This window comes from Agrilactobacillus yilanensis, from assembly GCF_003946725.1.
In the GTDB taxonomy this organism is placed as follows: Bacteria; Bacillota; Bacilli; order Lactobacillales; family Lactobacillaceae; genus Agrilactobacillus; species Agrilactobacillus yilanensis.
Genome location: NZ_RHOY01000004.1, coordinates 45,981 through 61,449 on the forward strand (window position 1 = coordinate 45,981; position 15,469 = coordinate 61,449).

General features: G+C 39.8%; 16 protein-coding genes. 2 read left to right on the top strand and 14 right to left on the bottom strand.

Annotation, left to right across the window (positions count from 1 at the left end; translation table 11 throughout):
* Positions 1 to 8 precede the first annotated feature (8 nt).
* Positions 9 to 425, top strand: coding sequence for a PAS domain-containing protein (locus EKM93_RS04420; protein ID WP_125713659.1), 417 nt, complete (start codon positions 9 to 11; stop codon positions 423 to 425).
* A gap of 265 nt (positions 426 to 690) precedes the next feature.
* Here EKM93_RS04420 and EKM93_RS04425 read toward each other — a convergent pair whose 3' ends face one another.
* The 14 genes from EKM93_RS04425 to EKM93_RS04490 all read right to left on the bottom strand — a co-directional run bounded on the left by EKM93_RS04425 (position 691) and on the right by EKM93_RS04490 (position 12,950).
* On the bottom strand, positions 691 to 1,419 hold the full coding sequence (locus EKM93_RS04425) for a hypothetical protein (RefSeq protein WP_125713479.1): 729 nt from the start codon (positions 1,417 to 1,419) through the stop codon (positions 691 to 693).
* Positions 1,409 to 2,278 (bottom strand): ATP-binding cassette domain-containing protein, encoded by an 870-nt coding sequence (locus EKM93_RS04430; RefSeq protein ID WP_125713481.1) that lies wholly within the window; start codon positions 2,276 to 2,278, stop codon positions 1,409 to 1,411. Before EKM93_RS04430 ends, EKM93_RS04425 begins: the two co-directional genes overlap by 11 nt.
* Positions 2,275 to 2,643 carry a GntR family transcriptional regulator gene (locus EKM93_RS04435; RefSeq protein WP_125713483.1) on the bottom strand — a complete coding sequence of 123 codons (369 nt, stop codon included), beginning with the start codon at positions 2,641 to 2,643 and terminating at the stop codon, positions 2,275 to 2,277. Before EKM93_RS04435 ends, EKM93_RS04430 begins: the two co-directional genes overlap by 4 nt.
* Before the next feature lie 137 nt (positions 2,644 to 2,780).
* On the bottom strand, positions 2,781 to 3,572 hold the full coding sequence (locus EKM93_RS04440) for a transporter substrate-binding domain-containing protein (protein WP_125713485.1): 792 nt from the start codon (positions 3,570 to 3,572) through the stop codon (positions 2,781 to 2,783).
* Complete coding sequence (locus EKM93_RS04445) at positions 3,573 to 4,928, bottom strand: MmgE/PrpD family protein (RefSeq protein WP_125713487.1); 1,356 nt, start codon at positions 4,926 to 4,928, stop codon at positions 3,573 to 3,575.
* Positions 4,894 to 5,985: a glutathione S-transferase C-terminal domain-containing protein gene (locus EKM93_RS04450; protein WP_125713488.1), complete on the bottom strand. Its 1,092-nt coding sequence runs from the start codon at positions 5,983 to 5,985 to the stop codon at positions 4,894 to 4,896. The genes EKM93_RS04445 and EKM93_RS04450 overlap by 35 nt, the downstream gene beginning before the upstream one ends.
* A 29-nt stretch (positions 5,986 to 6,014) precedes the next feature.
* A complete protein-coding gene (locus EKM93_RS04455; RefSeq protein WP_125713490.1) occupies positions 6,015 to 6,767 on the bottom strand; it encodes an amino acid ABC transporter ATP-binding protein in 753 nt (250 codons plus the stop codon).
* The gene (locus tag EKM93_RS04460) at positions 6,700 to 7,443 is read right to left on the bottom strand and encodes an amino acid ABC transporter permease (protein ID WP_125713493.1); all 744 of its coding nucleotides are present in this window, start codon (positions 7,441 to 7,443) and stop codon (positions 6,700 to 6,702) included. Before EKM93_RS04460 ends, EKM93_RS04455 begins: the two co-directional genes overlap by 68 nt.
* A 15-nt stretch (positions 7,444 to 7,458) precedes the next feature.
* On the bottom strand, positions 7,459 to 8,013 hold the full coding sequence (locus tag EKM93_RS04465) for a GNAT family N-acetyltransferase (protein ID WP_225423625.1): 555 nt from the start codon (positions 8,011 to 8,013) through the stop codon (positions 7,459 to 7,461).
* 295 nt (positions 8,014 to 8,308) lie between these two features.
* A complete protein-coding gene (locus EKM93_RS04470) occupies positions 8,309 to 9,439 on the bottom strand; it encodes a 5-methyltetrahydropteroyltriglutamate--homocysteine S-methyltransferase (protein ID WP_376923071.1) in 1,131 nt (376 codons plus the stop codon).
* Between the two features lie 720 nt (positions 9,440 to 10,159).
* Positions 10,160 to 10,843 carry a fructose-6-phosphate aldolase gene (locus EKM93_RS04480; RefSeq protein WP_125713497.1) on the bottom strand — a complete coding sequence of 228 codons (684 nt, stop codon included), beginning with the start codon at positions 10,841 to 10,843 and terminating at the stop codon, positions 10,160 to 10,162.
* A 181-nt stretch (positions 10,844 to 11,024) separates the two neighbouring features.
* Positions 11,025 to 11,972, bottom strand: coding sequence for a sugar-binding transcriptional regulator (locus EKM93_RS04485; RefSeq protein WP_125713499.1), 948 nt, complete (start codon positions 11,970 to 11,972; stop codon positions 11,025 to 11,027).
* A complete protein-coding gene (locus tag EKM93_RS13485; protein ID WP_164506988.1) occupies positions 11,965 to 12,132 on the bottom strand; it encodes a hypothetical protein in 168 nt (55 codons plus the stop codon). Before EKM93_RS13485 ends, EKM93_RS04485 begins: the two co-directional genes overlap by 8 nt.
* A gap of 53 nt (positions 12,133 to 12,185) precedes the next feature.
* Positions 12,186 to 12,950 (bottom strand): DeoR/GlpR family DNA-binding transcription regulator, encoded by a 765-nt coding sequence (locus tag EKM93_RS04490; protein WP_125713501.1) that lies wholly within the window; start codon positions 12,948 to 12,950, stop codon positions 12,186 to 12,188.
* Positions 12,951 to 13,117: 167 nt separating this feature from the next.
* Between EKM93_RS04490 and EKM93_RS04495 the strand changes: the two genes are divergently transcribed.
* A complete protein-coding gene (locus EKM93_RS04495; RefSeq protein ID WP_125713502.1) occupies positions 13,118 to 15,469 on the top strand; it encodes a formate C-acetyltransferase in 2,352 nt (783 codons plus the stop codon).

Below are 15,469 nucleotides of genomic sequence, written 5' to 3' on the forward strand. Positions count from 1 at the left end.
TAATGATGATGATCCCAATTAATTTAGATACTGGCCAGTTAACCATAGATCAGCTAGAAGCTATTTTCTCAGTAATCCCTCAAGAACTAGACTTTATTGACGAAAACGATATTGTCCGTTGGTATTCTGATAACCATACAATTTTTTCAAGGCAAAAAGACGTCTTAAATAAACACGTCCTTGAAGTCCATCCAAAACATAGTGCAGATCGTGTTAAAAAAGTTCTGGCCGAAATGCACAGCGGTACCCGTGACAGCATTGAAATGACCATCCCGGCTAAGGGCAAACAAGTACATATCGCTTTTTATGCTCTCCATGATGCCCAAGGCCAATATTTGGGCTGCATCGAAGTAACCGAAGACGTAACTGAATTCGTCAATAGCACCAAAGTCAGTAACTTTATGAAACTGTTGAAGAAAAAGTAAGTTAGCAAAAAAAATAATCTGTAACCAGAAAACTAATACTGGCTGCAGATTATTTATTTAGCTTAAAATAGCCTTTTTTTATAACAGTTGTCTCACAATTTGTTCACAATTTCTGGGTACTATATAAACATCAAGTAAATCATTACTTCCTCCCAAATTTAATCTTTACTTGATACCCCTAAAAATAGAATAAAAATTTTTCATTTTCTTCCTCCCAATCTAGCACACGTCCCCCAAGCGTGTGCTATTTTTTTGGTCAAAAATACTAGCCGTCAATGCGGACAATGGGTTGTCGCCGATTAAATAAATACGTCAGCCCTAAATTAATTAGTATCAAGATACTTAACGTTACACTGAGTCCCCCGATATTAGGTAAGCCATTTGGGAGACCAACACATTGCGCTACAAAAATTGTGATTTGATGATTGGTTGGCATTGTTGCCCCAACAAAGCCAACGAGTATCGTTGGACTAATAATAAATATTATGATCAATAAAATTCTCAGCCAACCCCGAATTCGATTTAAGAAACCGCCAACCAATATGGCCACGCTATTGATCCAAAGCAGTAACATCCAAATTAGACCTAAACTAATGAGCCATTGACTCGGTTTATAGATGGTAACAAATATGTTGGTAAAGCGAAAGGTGTCGCCATTACCAAAGGTGAATTGGTGCAGGGTAAACTGGGTCATCAACCCTAAAAGCAAGGCGCTAAGCGTTGTTGACAAGACATTCACTAAAAATATGTGCCCTCTAGATAAGCCATTTTGAATAAAGAAGCGAAAATCTTTTTTCATCATCATACAGCTGAGCAATATGATGTACGCGATCGTCGCAAAGGTAAAATCGTTAGTTGTGTGCACATCTCCTTTTGAGACAATCATCAAAATAAAGGAAATCCCAAAAGTAAATACGAACCAAAAAACTAAGAAAATACCTAAAGAGAGTAATTGTCGTTTCACTTGATAAATAAATGCTGTTTTAAATTTCATTTGATTCACCTGCTTTCGAAGTCATATGAATGAAGTAATCTTGTAAAGTTAAGGGGCTTACCGTCAAATCTTCTGGAACAATACTATTTTTTGGATAATTTTGAACATAAATTGTGGTCAAACCGCCTAAAGTTTCTTGGTCCATGACCGTCATCTCTTTTGTAAAAGCTAAAACTGATGCTTCAGGGCCAACAACACGAACCCCGCTACGTTTAATTTGTTCCGTCGTGGCACTTTGCATAATGGCGCCTTGATCAATGATCACAATTTCATCGGCAATGGTCGTAATCTCTTCAATTAAATGAGTAGAAATGATAAATGCCCGGGGCCGTTTCATAAATGTATCCAATAAATATTTATAAAAAACATCTCGATGAGACGCGTCCAATCCTAATACAGGTTCATCTAAAAAGATATAATCCGCCGGTACGCAAAGAGCAATGATCAACTTGGCAATACTACGATAGCCGGTGGACAGTTTTTTAAACTTTGTTTTTGTATTAATTTTAAAAGCTCGAACTAAATGTGCTGCAAATTCATAGTCAAAACTACCATAAAAATGCTCAGTTAATTTAAATAGTTTCAAAATATTCAGATCATCGGGATATAAATTATCCTCACTCATTAAAAAGATGTGATTTAGTGCTTTTTCGTTATCTGACACTTTTTGTCCATCTAAGACAACAGTACCGCTGGTGGCAAAAATGCGATTATTAATAATATTTAACAACGTACTTTTACCGGCGCCGTTACGGCCTAACAAACCATAAATATGGCCGATTTCAAAGGTCAAACTAATTTCATCCAGTACTTTAACATCTCTATATTGCTTTGAAACTTGCGCAATGGTCAAAGTCATTGTTGATACCCTCTTTCAATTAATTCTTTTAATTCAGCTTCAGTGATTCCCAGTGCTTGTGCCTGTTTTACAACCGTTACAACCGATTCGTGTAAAAATTTGTCTTTTCGAATTGTTTTAACTTTTGCCTGGGCACCGGTTTTAACAAACATTCCAATCCCCCGCTTTTTTTCGAGTAAATCATGATCAACCAATAAATTCATTCCTTTCAAGACCGTTGCTGGATTAATTTGAAAGCTTTTAGAAATTTCAGTTGTGGAGGGTACTTGACTTTCTTCAGGAAAAGCACCGCTTAAAATGGCAGCTTCAATTTCATCATTAACTTGCTGAAACAACGGTTTTGTACTGTTAAAATCAAATTTCACGAATATCACTTCCTTAAATCAGCCTAGGTAGTTGGTTAATTACTTGTGTAACTAACCATATAACATATTCCATTTTTTTGCAACAAAAAAAGATTGATTCAAATTTTTTTGAATCAACCTTTTTTAAAGGTGCCGCTTTATTTTTTCTGTACTAAATTTGGGGTAATATCATAGCCGAAATACTGATTAGATAGTTTCTTGATCGTTCCATCCTTAATCATCTGCTTCAAAGCTTTGTTGAATTGTTGATTTAATTTTTTACCTCTAGCCGTCTTTTTAAAGGGCAAAGCCACGTTAACACTCGCTGCCTGACCTTTAAGTACTTTCCAATCGTACTTCTTTGCTTTGATCACTGCCTTAAGGTTTGTTCTAGTATTAATGACCCCATCCACATGTCCTGATAGTAATGCTTGATAAATATCATCGCGGCCTTCAAAGGTCTTAATGTTAATTTTTTTATCATAATTCCGTAAATTTGTTGTGTTGTTTGATTCTGCCCCACCAGCCACCGTTTTACCTTCTAAATCTTTTAATGTCTTTAATTTGGCTGTTTTAGCTACAGCGACTGTTGTCTCTTCTCGGTTATAAACTGTGCTGAATAAGTACTTCTTAGCCCGTTCAGGTGTAATCGCAACGTCATTGGGAATGCTGTCGACTTTATCGTTGTCCAGCTGACCAAATAGCCCGTCAAACGAGCCCGTCACCCACTTTACGTTGTAGCCTAATCGTTTAGCAGCTGTATTGGCAACGGCCACATCAAAGCCCACAAGTTTGCCATTTTTTTGATAAGCCGTCGGAAAACTCGTCCCCGTAGCCGCAAAAGTCACCGTTTTTTTAGCAGCATATACTTGCCCTGAACTGGCAATACTGGTGATGCCAACGAATAAAGCCATAACGGCCGTGATGATTTTTCTGTATTTTTTAGACATTTAAGCACTCCTGACAATTTGGATTAAAGCTTCCATTGTAAGCTTTGGATTTTGTAACGTTTGTTTTAAATAGCGGCTATCGGTCATCACTTGTATCTGCAACTTTTCGATAACCTCATCCAAGTTTAAAGCATTTTTAGGCGCACCTTTTGGCTGATCTACGCGGACGGAAATAACCGCATTGGTTTGCGTGGTGATGGTTATTTCAATTGGCCGATCGTGCCAATCTTTGGCAATTAAACTGTGATGCCGTTTAAACTTGCTTAATGCGTGCTTAAATTCAGCGGGTACCGGCTGATTATCAAAAGCTGTTTTAGTCGGTTTCCCATATTTTAAAACTTGCCAGACAATATACTCGATGGAAAATTTGCCTTCTTGTCCAGTTCTAGGGGCTGTAAAACGTAAAGGCCGATCGCCATTTTTAGGAAAATTAAGGCTGATTTCTAAACAATTCTCTAGCGAAAATCCCCGTTGATAAAGGATTCTGGCGGCATCATAGCCGGCCATTGCCGCTGAACAAAACGGCTGACTTTTATACCACATCCCGGGTGCCTTTATTTTGCCCGGTCGCAACCATTGCTGGGCTATTTTGTGCAGTTCAAAATCCACATCCCCGATGACTCGAAACCAACCCCGAGCGCCGCTGAAAACATCCTCATTTGCGCTTAAACCTGCCTGACACCATTGCCAAGCTGATACGGCGTTTCTAGCAGCAAAGCCGGCATTCAATGGTTTTGTGTCACTCCCCGCTTGAATTTCTAGGGCAAAAGCTTGTGTTGCCGCAATGGATAACAGTTGTTGGGTTTGGGCACAAGTCAGTTTTTTATAAACGGCAATCGCTGCGGCTGCGCTGATGGCCCCAATGGCACCGGTTGTATGAATTCCTTTTTGGGCTAATTTAGGATTTAAAATGGTGCCAAATTGGGCGGCAACTTCGATCCCGATTACTGTTGCCCAAAGAAATTGGTTCAACGTTTCTTTGCCCGTACTGACCGCAAACAACGCCCCATCAATGACCGCACTGGGATGCCCTCTTAAATCTGCATGGGTATCGTCAATATCTAAATAATGACCAGCAAAACCATTAACAAAAGCACTGCATTCAAAATTCTGATTGATTTCAGCACCAAACACCGGCAGTTTTTGAACCGGTAAAGCTAAAGTTTGTATCACCTTTTGGACCGCCGTTGTTTTGCAGCCCCCAAGGACCGCTGCTAAATAATCAATCAAACTCAGTTTAGCTAACGGTAGTAATTCTGCATGTTCTGAAGCTTTGGACTGCACAATCAAATTTGCCAGCTGCTGACTTTTATTTTCAACGCTATTCGTTTGTTTCAGTGAATCGATCTCGGTCATTTGGTGCCTCCCAAATTGTCAAATCTGGTCCAGCAGGAATGATCCGCACTAGATCTGATTGTGGTGTATGGTCTACTTGATAAAACCGTTGCTTCATAGATTCGAAATCAGTATTATTCTTAAATGCAGGAATTGAATATAGATCTTTGGTATAGTTCCAAAGGTTGGGATATTCTACTAATTTCTTTTTATTAACATAGTATTTTTGATAAAAAACAAGATCAAATCTTGACAGTGTAACGTATAAGCGGATGTCGCTATCTGTAATTTGATTGCCGAACAAGTACCGTTGCTGGCTTAACCGTTGTTCCAACCAATCTAAACGATCAAAGACGCGGTTATAATATTTTTCATAGTCTGCTTGAGATCTGGCTAACCCCGCTTCATTCACCGCAGCATTAACATCTGCATAAAGAATTTTATTTAAAGCATCTATATCTGAACGTAAAGCTTCAGGATAAAGATCCGGCGCATCTTTAGCTTGATAATCCCGCCAAGCCAAGGTTAATTCATTGATCAATGTATTGTAATTATTATTGACAACTTTTCCTGTTTTAATATCCACTAAAGCTGGGACGGTTGTCCGTTTCTTGTAGTTTGGATCGGCCTTTAAATAGTTTTCAGATAATGATTTCACATGAAGCACAGGATCTTCATTGTCTGGATCTAACGTAAAGAACCAATCGCCCACCACGCCAGCAGGTCTTAAAGGGTCAACCACACCTTTGGAAATGACTTGATCTAAGCCCAGCAAATCAATCGCAATGGCAATGCGTGTGGCCCAAGGGCAATGTTTAGACCAGATTAACCGATAGCGCTGGGGGGTCACCGGTAAGGTTCCGTCGGTGAATTTCAAATTAAATTGCGGTCCTTGTTCTTCAGCAAATTTTTGCCGTTGGTTAAAATTGGAGTTAACACCGTTGCTTTTATAAACCTTTTGTTCTGTACTTTCTCTAGGATTGGCAACCTTACTTTTTGAAAAATCGATCGGGCAAGCCGATAGATTCTCTGTAACATCAATCTTTTCTAGTTGTTCTGCTAATGTTTTTTCAGTCATATTATAAAATTCCCTTCTTTTTTAAAATACTATGCCACGGTAGTTGTGTTTAAAGAATTCACAAAACTGCTAATCCGGCCAGGTACTGTCCCCGACAGAAGTTGCGCTGCCGGGCCTTTAGCAATAATCTCACCATCTTCGATAAAAACGGCTTGATCACCGATTTTACGGGCAAAGGCCATTTCGTGGGTGACTATAACCATCGTGATATTTTCTTTTGCTAAAGCCGCAATCGTATTCAAGACACTTTCTACCAATTCTGGATCTAATGCAGAAGTGGGCTCATCAAACAAGATTACTTTAGGCCGAACGGCAATTGCCCGAGCGATCGAAACCCGTTGCTGTTGCCCGCCGGAAAGTGTATTGGGATACTGATCAGCCACCTCTAAAAGCCCGACTTTTTCTAAGACTTCTTTTGCTCTTTTTTCAGCATCTGCGTTTGAAAGCTGTTTATTTAAAACTAGTGCAGCGGTGACGTTTTTTAAAACAGTTAAATTTTTGAATAAATTAAATTGTTGAAATACCATTGCTGAATGACTTCTTATTTGCTGAATGGTCTGCTTTTGAATAGCACCGGCAGTAGCTTGAATGCCATCAACTTGCAACGTGCCTTGTGTTGGTAACTGCAATAAATTTAAAGTCCGTAATAACGTGGTTTTGCCAGAACCGCTGGGCCCTATAAAGACGGTTACTTTACCGGCCTCAACTTCTAAATTAATGTGTTTCAAGATTGGCCTGTTTCCCAGGGTTACGGATAAATCTTGTACTTGAATTAGGGACATGAACGAACCTCCTATAGGGTTTATTTAAGCTTTTTTCAATGAGATGCTGGCCCCAAGTGATCACGACAATCAAGAGCCAATAAACAAGTCCCACTGCAACGTAAGTTTCAAAGTATTTAAAGGACGCACCGGCTAACATTTTACCTTGTGCAAATAATTCTGTAATGCCTAAGGTAAAGGCCAAAGACGTTTCTTTTAATAAGCTGATAAAAGTATTGCTAGTGGCAGGTATCGCATTAATCACTGCTTGGGGCATAACGACATGAATCAATAGCTTTGGATATTTGATATTTAAAGCCAATCCCGCTTCAATTTGGCCTTGGTCCACAGAATTAATGGCTGCCCTGAAAATCTCCGCCAAATAAGCCGATTGTTTAATCCCTAACCCGCAAATAGCGGTCATTAGCGCGGGCACTCCTTTAAAGACGGGAAAAATCTGGGGTAAGCCATAATAAACGATAAACAACTGTACCAATGTAGGTATGCCTCTAAAAATAGAGACATAAATTTTGGCAATATTACGTACAAAAGTGATTGATGACGCTTGTAATAAGGCGACGATAATTCCTAAAATAACTGCTAAAGCCATGGCTAAAAACGCCATGAATAAAGTGCTGGGTATATATGAAAAAAGCTGCGGAAAAGCTTTAAAAAAGTAAGACCAATCAAATGCCATAAAGTACAGTCCTCCTTAGGAAATTAGAATTTCATGTTGGTAGTATTGGGTAACCTGTGGCGCCATCTTTGCTTTTAAACGGGCTTCATCAAATATTTTCATGAGATAAAGGGTCCGGTGATCGGGAAATTTATCCACAATAACTAGCGGATGATAACCTAATTTAAAATAAGTTCTTTTTAACCAAGGATGTTCATACGCTGTGCCTAAAGTTACCCCTGGTGCTTTTAAAACTTCTAAAACATAATGTTGTTCCGCCCATTGAATCAGCTGCTTAGCATACCCTAACCCTTGATATTTTGGGGCGACGGCTATCCAGCCTAAGTGCGGACACGGATAAGGTCCGGGATTTGCTGACCAAGGCAGGCGTACCGAAATGGTTCCAATAATTTTGCTGTCTTGACTTAAAACAAAAGTAGGCGTTGTCTGAATGTGTTGGCGAACTTGTTGCGTTGTCACATCAGCGGCTTTAAAATAAATGCCTATTTTTTTATCAGCGGCATAAGCTTCATTTAATAATTTTTTTATCTCATCAGCCTGCACAATTTGTGCTGTATCTATCTTTAACACTGTGTCTCACCCCTATTTTTGGCTAAAAAAATCGCCCCTATCTTTACGACAGGGACGAAAAATATTCCGTGGTACCACCCAAATTCACTGAATTTTAAACTTTCAGCCTTAACGACACGTGTTCATGTCTGGGGTGGTAACGTACCCTAACGATCAATTAGCTTGCACTAATTAATGCCAAATGAGTTCATCTTCGGACTACTTTCAAATCCACCCTTTCACCAATCGGTGGTCGCTAAAAATTTACTCGTAGAACTACTCTTCTCATTAACAGCTTGCTATAAATAAATTGTGCTTAATGCCAAACTTCTTGCGCCACTTCTTTAACTAAAGTTAGTTTGGCCCATTGTTGTGCTTCCGTTAATTTATTGCCTTCTGCAGTGGAGGCAAAGCCGCATTGGGTGGATAACGCTAGATTTTCTAATGGTACATAAGCAGTTGCTTCTTTGATCCGCGCCTTTAAAGTGGCTTTAGATTCTAACTCTGGAAATTTAGAAGTCACTAAGCCTAAAACAATAACTGCGTTAGGTTGGCCTTCATGAAGGGCTTTTAATGGTGAAAAATCCCCTGAACGTTCATTATCGTATTCTAAGAAGAAACCGTCGTAAGGCAATTGCTTTAAGTATTTCACAACTGGTTCATAACCACCGCTAAATAAAAAGGTAGAGTGGAAATTTCCCCGACAAATGTGCGTTGTTACGGTTAAGTCTTCAGGTAAATCCTTCAAAATTGCCTGGGTCACTGTTGTAAATTCAGCACCGAGTTTTTCATATTTTTCATGGGCTTCTGGTTGATCTAAAGTGTCATTTAATTGTTCGATTAAATAAGCCCAAGACGTATCATCCAGTTGAATATAACGGGCCCCTAATTCGTAGAAATGTAAAATTGTCTGCCGGTAAGCTTTGACAATATCTGCCAAATAAGCCGCACGATCTTCATAAAAATCGGTCACATTTTTAATTAAGTTATCCCGAATGATTAAAGATGGCGCCGGAATCGTCTGTTTGGCCAAAACGCCATCAGGGGTAACACTTTTTAGATATGTAAAAGCGTCAAAGAAGGGATGTTCTGGATTAAAGGCAATTTTACCAGTTAATGTTAAATCATCGGTATTGGCCACTTCACCATTAAAGCCATAATTATTTTCATGCGGTACATTGGTAACCCCGTTTAAGCCCCATAAAAAATCTAAATGCCACCAACGTCGGCTAAATTCACCATCGGTTACGACTTTGAAGCCTAAACCGGCAACTTCGGTCACGACCCGCTTAACTTCGTTGTGCTGCGTTTCGATTGAAACTGGTGTGCTACCCGTTGCCTTTAAAGCAGCCGGCCGCAATAAACTACCAACAACATCATAACGAAATGGGGCGCTAATTTTATTTTGAACAGTTTGTGTCATATTAATTCCCTCCATTTTTGTCATAAAAAAAGCCCCCTACTACGGCGTGATGCACATAGTAAGGGGCGAACATTCGCGTTACCACCCTTGTTTATGTAATATTTTGCAATATTACAACTCAAAAAGTACCTGTTGATACTCTGTAAGCTAACGGTTACCACCGAGTCATGTGCGTTAACACATCACTAACTATTTAGAGTTCATCTTCACCAAATTTATCAATCTCTGTTTTCACTAGTCAGAGTCACTGCTATTGACGCGTTGGGCTACTCTTCTCCGCAAAGTTTTTTTATGACATTTAAATTAAAATTTAATGATACTATAGATTTGTTTTTAACATTTGTCAACTCTATTTTTTTTAAAATCCAAAATTAAATCATTAATTTTTATAAAAATAATGTGATTAATCCCTTGTTTATAGCGGATTTAGTCTGTCTTTAAAATTAACATTATTTTATAATAATTCGGTCATAATTTAGTCACATTTCACCGCTATGATAAGGTCATCAAGTAAATCATTACTTCCTCCCAAAATGTATCCTTTACTTGATACCATAAAAATAAATTTAATTTCATTTTCTTCCTCCCAATCCAGCACACGTCCCCCAAGCGTGTGCTATTTTTATGTCTTGTACTAAACTTAGCTTTACCGTAAATTAATCCTCAAGCTAATCAAAAAAGCAACTGACGCAAAAGTTAATTTTGAGCGGCTGCTTTCTTAATTATATTTATAGTCCAACGAGACTAGGCGAAGGTATCAATCGTTGTCCCCGCACCAAATGTCGTTTCCCAATCATTTGTAAAATCTACAACAGCCTGGTTAATGGCCGGCATCCCCAAACCACTCTTCAAAATATCCGTTCCCACGGTTACCGCTTGGGCGCCTTGCGCCAAAGCCGTTGTCACTTGCGCCACATTATGAAAACTTGCTGCCAAAATTTTAGTCTGAGCTTGGTCCCGTTCAATCGCTTGGGCAAAAGTTTGTACAACCTCAGCAGCATCAATATTCATATTTGCCATTCGATTGTAATAAGGCGCAATATAATCAGCACCCGCCGCAATGGCCAATAGTCCTTGAATCGTTGTATAAATTGCGGTTGCTGTAATGTGTACACCTTCCGCCTTCAAAATTTTAATGGCCGCTAAACCAGCTTCATTCGTTGGAATTTTGATATAGACTTGATCATCCACTTCCGCCAAAATACGATGAGCGTCCGCCACCATCCCAGCTGTCGTTTGGGCAACCACTTGAATATGCAATGATTTATCTATGCCAATGAGCTGCCGAATTTCACGCATATGCTCAAAAAATGGAAATTGACCTTCTTTTTTGCAAATTGTCGGATTGGACGTGACCCCACTCAAAGGTATAATCGCTTGGTACCGCTTAATATCTGCAAGGTGTACGGTGTCTAATAAAAATTCCATAATGATTCGCTCCTTAAAGTAATGAACTTGATGTCTTTACTTTAACAAGTTTACGTTACCTTTCATACGAAACTTAAATCAAAAATTCCGAAACACCTTACTCAAGCCTTAGCCAACACCATTCGTCAAATTTAATTCGCTGATTTTTGCACATATGTGCTGATCAATAGTTATAGCACACTTATGATATATCTAAAATACGCTGTGCCGTCACTTCGTCTGTAATCAACGTATTTAGAACAGACATTGTTAATAACGCCTTAATGCTAGGCACTTTACTCAAAGAACGGGCCACGCCCACCACATTAGGCGTCTGCTTCAAGGCAGCCAATTCAATGGCAATTGTCCGGTTTAATAAATCACCCGTCAAAATTTTCCCAGAACGATCATAAAATGTACAACAGCAATCCCCCACTGCTTGACGCGCCTTTAACAGCTGTTGATCCGTAGCCGTTAACAAATCACGCCAGCGACTGGTATGACTGTTTAAACCACCACCGATACCGACAAACGCAATATCTAAATTTGCCCAGCAATGTTGAATTTCTTGAAAGTATTGGGCATTCATAATACCATCCCGCACATACTTAGATTCTTGAACCGCCGCTGCGTCCACAAATAAACTACGGCCACCAAATTGCCGCGCTGCGTCATAAACAATGCCATTCACGTGATATTGCATATTTGCCGTACTGGGGCCACCGACTAAGGGCACAAAAGTTGCTTCGGTTTTGATCGGATTGTTCAACTGTCCTACCATCCCCGCCAGCACTGAGCCCCAGGCAAAGCCTACAATATCTTTTGGCTTAATAATTTGTTTTAAATAAAGTGCGGCTTCAGCAGACAAACGTTTTTCTTTTGTTTCGTGATTTTCATTTTCATAATTCGGTACGACCACCGCATTGTCCAAGCCAAAACGCCGCTTCAATTGCTGTTCCAAATCAAAAACTTTTGTATCAAAGCCCTCAATTTGTACTTTAACAATGCCCATTGCTCGAGCTTGTTTTAACATGCGGCTGATGGTGGTGCGGTAGATATTTAAAGTTTTGGCAATCTCTGCTTGCGTATTATCTTCTATGTAGTACAAATAAGCCACCTTCGCCAATAACTTACGTTTATTTTCATTCATAGTTGACCTCCAAAAAATGGCTGAAAATAATTTTTTGTCCAATTTTAGGCATAATTTTATCACAATTGGCGGTTAAGATGTACTTATCAAGTAAAGCATTACTTCCTCCCAAATTTAATCTTTTACTTGATAACCCTAAAATAAAATATAAATTTTTCATTTTCTTCCTCCCAATTTGGCACACGTCCCCCAAGCGTGTGCTATTTTTATGCGCTAAACTAAAATTAACCGCGTCTGTGCTTTAATTGCCTTAACTTCCGGCGCCGTTATTTTTAAGTTCGTAACGACATAGTCCACATCTGCCCAAGTGCCCACCTGCACTAATGATGACTGACTAAACTTAGATTCATCAATCAATAAAACTTTGGTCACACTATTCTTTAATAATAATTTTTTCATTTTAGAATCTTCAAAACTAGACGAACAAAAGCCTTCGCGTCCGGAAACACCACTAGAGCCTAAGAAACAAAAATCTAAATGGATTTGGCCATAAACTTCTGGATCCCGACTACTCTGAAAAGACATATCCGCTAAATTGTAATGCCCGCCTGGCGTGTACAGCTCGTTACGGGTATTTTGCAGCGCAATTAAAGCCAGCAAAGAACTGGTCATGATCGTATATTGATCAAATTCATTTAAAGCTTGGGCCAAGGCCGCAACCGTACTGCCCTGATCTAAAGCGATCGCCGCTTTAGTTTTTGGCAATAGCGCAATCGCCGCTGCCGCAATACGCTGTTTTTCTTGAAGCAGTTTCGTTGTTCGTTGAGATACCGGTGCCAACGGCTTAGTTTCTGTTAAGATTGCCTGTCCAAATTTTTTAACTAATAAGCCCTGATTTTCTAAAATTCTTAAATCTTTTCGGATCGTTTCATCGGAAACGCCAAACATTTTCACTAATGCGCTTACTTTAACCTTTTTTTGCTGTTGCAACATCGCTAAAATCGCTTCTCGACGTCTTTGAATTTCATCAGCCTTCATTGGGACAACCCCTTTAATTTTATAACTTTATTATACGCCAATACCAATTTTTTTAGTATAAAACTTGGCACTTTTGTGCTATTTAAAATTATATCCAACAAAAATATTGAATTAAAGCCTTTTTTCGCTATACTAAGCGTAACGATATAGGAAAGGACGTTTTAGTAATGACTACTTCTACCACAACCAATGATCGGCCAGCTTTTGAAACCACCCGCACGAACACCCACTTAGAAACGATGAAGGCTAATCTATTCCGTCAGAAACGTCAAATTTCACTAGAACGGGCTAAACTTTACACTCAAAGTTACCAGCAAACCATCGGTGAACCAACCATTATTCGGCGGGCCAAGGCGACGGCAGCTATTTTAGATCACGTTGCCATCAGTATCCGGCCAGATGAACGGCTTGTTGGTAACCGTACCATCCGGCCCCGCAGCGGTATTTTATCCCCTGAAATGGATCCTTACTGGATCATGTCCGAAATAGATACTATTGACCACCGGCCACAAGATCAATTTGAATTCACCCCTGAAGATAAAATTTATTATCAAGAGGTCCTACTGCCTTATTGGTCAGGACATTCCATGAAAGATTTTATCAATGCCCAAATTACGCCGGATGTTCAACAAGCTCAAAAAGATTTAGTCATTAAATTAAATCAAACAGATAAAGGTCAAGGCCATATTATTATGGATTTCGAACAGATCCTCCAACACGGTTTAGGCTACTTTAAGCAGCAGTTAACCGAAAAAATAGCCCAGCAACCAATGAATGATTTTTTTAAAGCTGCCAAAATTGTTTTTGAAGCAGTTACCCGTCACTTTGACCGCTATGCTGATTTAGCCGCACGCTTAGCCCAGGCCGAAACTACCCCCAGCTATCGCCAAATTGAGTTGACCGAAATGGCCGCCATGTGCCGCCGTTTACGGACAGCTAAACCGACCACTTTTTATGAAGCTTTACAATTATTATGGTTGGTGAGTATTGCGGCACAATATGAATCCAATGCTTCTTCTTTATCATTAGGCCGCATGGATCAATACTTATATCCTTTTTATCAAACGTCTAAAGCGCAAGGTACTTCTGATGAATTTATTCGCGAAATCTTAGGTGATTTTTATTTAAAAACCAATGATGTTGTTTTACTGCGCAGTGCTGAAAGCGCTAAATGTTTTGCGGGCTTCCCCACTGGCTACACAGTCGCTTTAGGGGGATACGATAAATATGGCCAATATGCCGTCAATCCCCTTTCTTATGAAATGCTAGATCTATATGAAGCAATTCAATTACCTCAGCCCAATTTATCAGTGCGGATTAATGCCCAAATCCCCCGGCGTTTTTTAAATAAAACATGTGAAACTATCCGTTTAGGCACCGGCATCCCGATGCTATTCAACGATGAAGTCTGTGTCCCCGGCTTTTTAAGTAAAGGCGTTACTTTAGATGATGCCCGGGATTATGCCGTCGTGGGCTGTGTTGAAACAACCATCCCTGGGAAAACTTACGGGTTGCATGATATTGCGTTGTTCAACTTATTACGGATCTTTGAATTAACCTTGGCTGCACTAAAAGACGTCCCGGAAGTGACCTATGACTTGCTGCGGCAGACACTTTTAGCTAACATTGATCATTATGTGGCCATTGTCACAAAAGGTTCTGATATTGTGGATTTAGGCCACCGTACATTTGCACCAACACCTTTTTTATCCACTTTGATTTCAGATTGTCTCGCCAATGGCCAAGATGTTACGGCTGGTGGCGCCCGCTATAATTTTTCTGGCATCCAAGGCATTGGTGAACCTAATTTGGCAGACGCCTTGTATGCCGTGAATCAGTTAGTTTTTGTAAATCATGAAATGACCTTTAAAGCGCTAGTTCAACAACTCGATCATAATTTTGCCGGCAGTGACGGTGAAGCTTTACGGCAACACTTGATCCATGATTTTGATAAATATGGTAATGACAACGCCGAACTGGATTTGGAGTGTGCCAAAATTTTTCGGCATTTTGCCTTAGAGCTAGATAAGTACAAGAACATTCGTGGTGGCGCTTTTAACGCCGGTGCTTATACCGTTTCAGCCCATATTCCTTTAGGTCATGACGTTGGCGCCACACCAGACGGCCGCAAAGCGCATGACCAGCTGGCTGACGGCGGTCTATCCCCAATGGTTGGTCGTGATCACTTAGGCCCTACTGCCGTTTTAAAATCCGTCAGTAAAATTGACAACACCTTAGCTGTCAACGGCAGCTTACTAAACTTAAAATTCTCACCGGATACTTTAAAAGGCGACGCAGGCATTCGCAAATTTGCGGACTTCTTACTTGCTTTTACGCAACTCAAAATCCGCCACGTCCAGTTTAACATCCAATCTAAAGCAACTTTATTAGACGCCCAAAAACATCCCGAAAACTACGCCGGATTAGTTGTCCGAGTGGCTGGCTACAGTGCCTTTTTTGTCGATTTAAATAAACAAATTCAAGACGATATTATTGCCCGGGCAGAACATCGTCTGTAA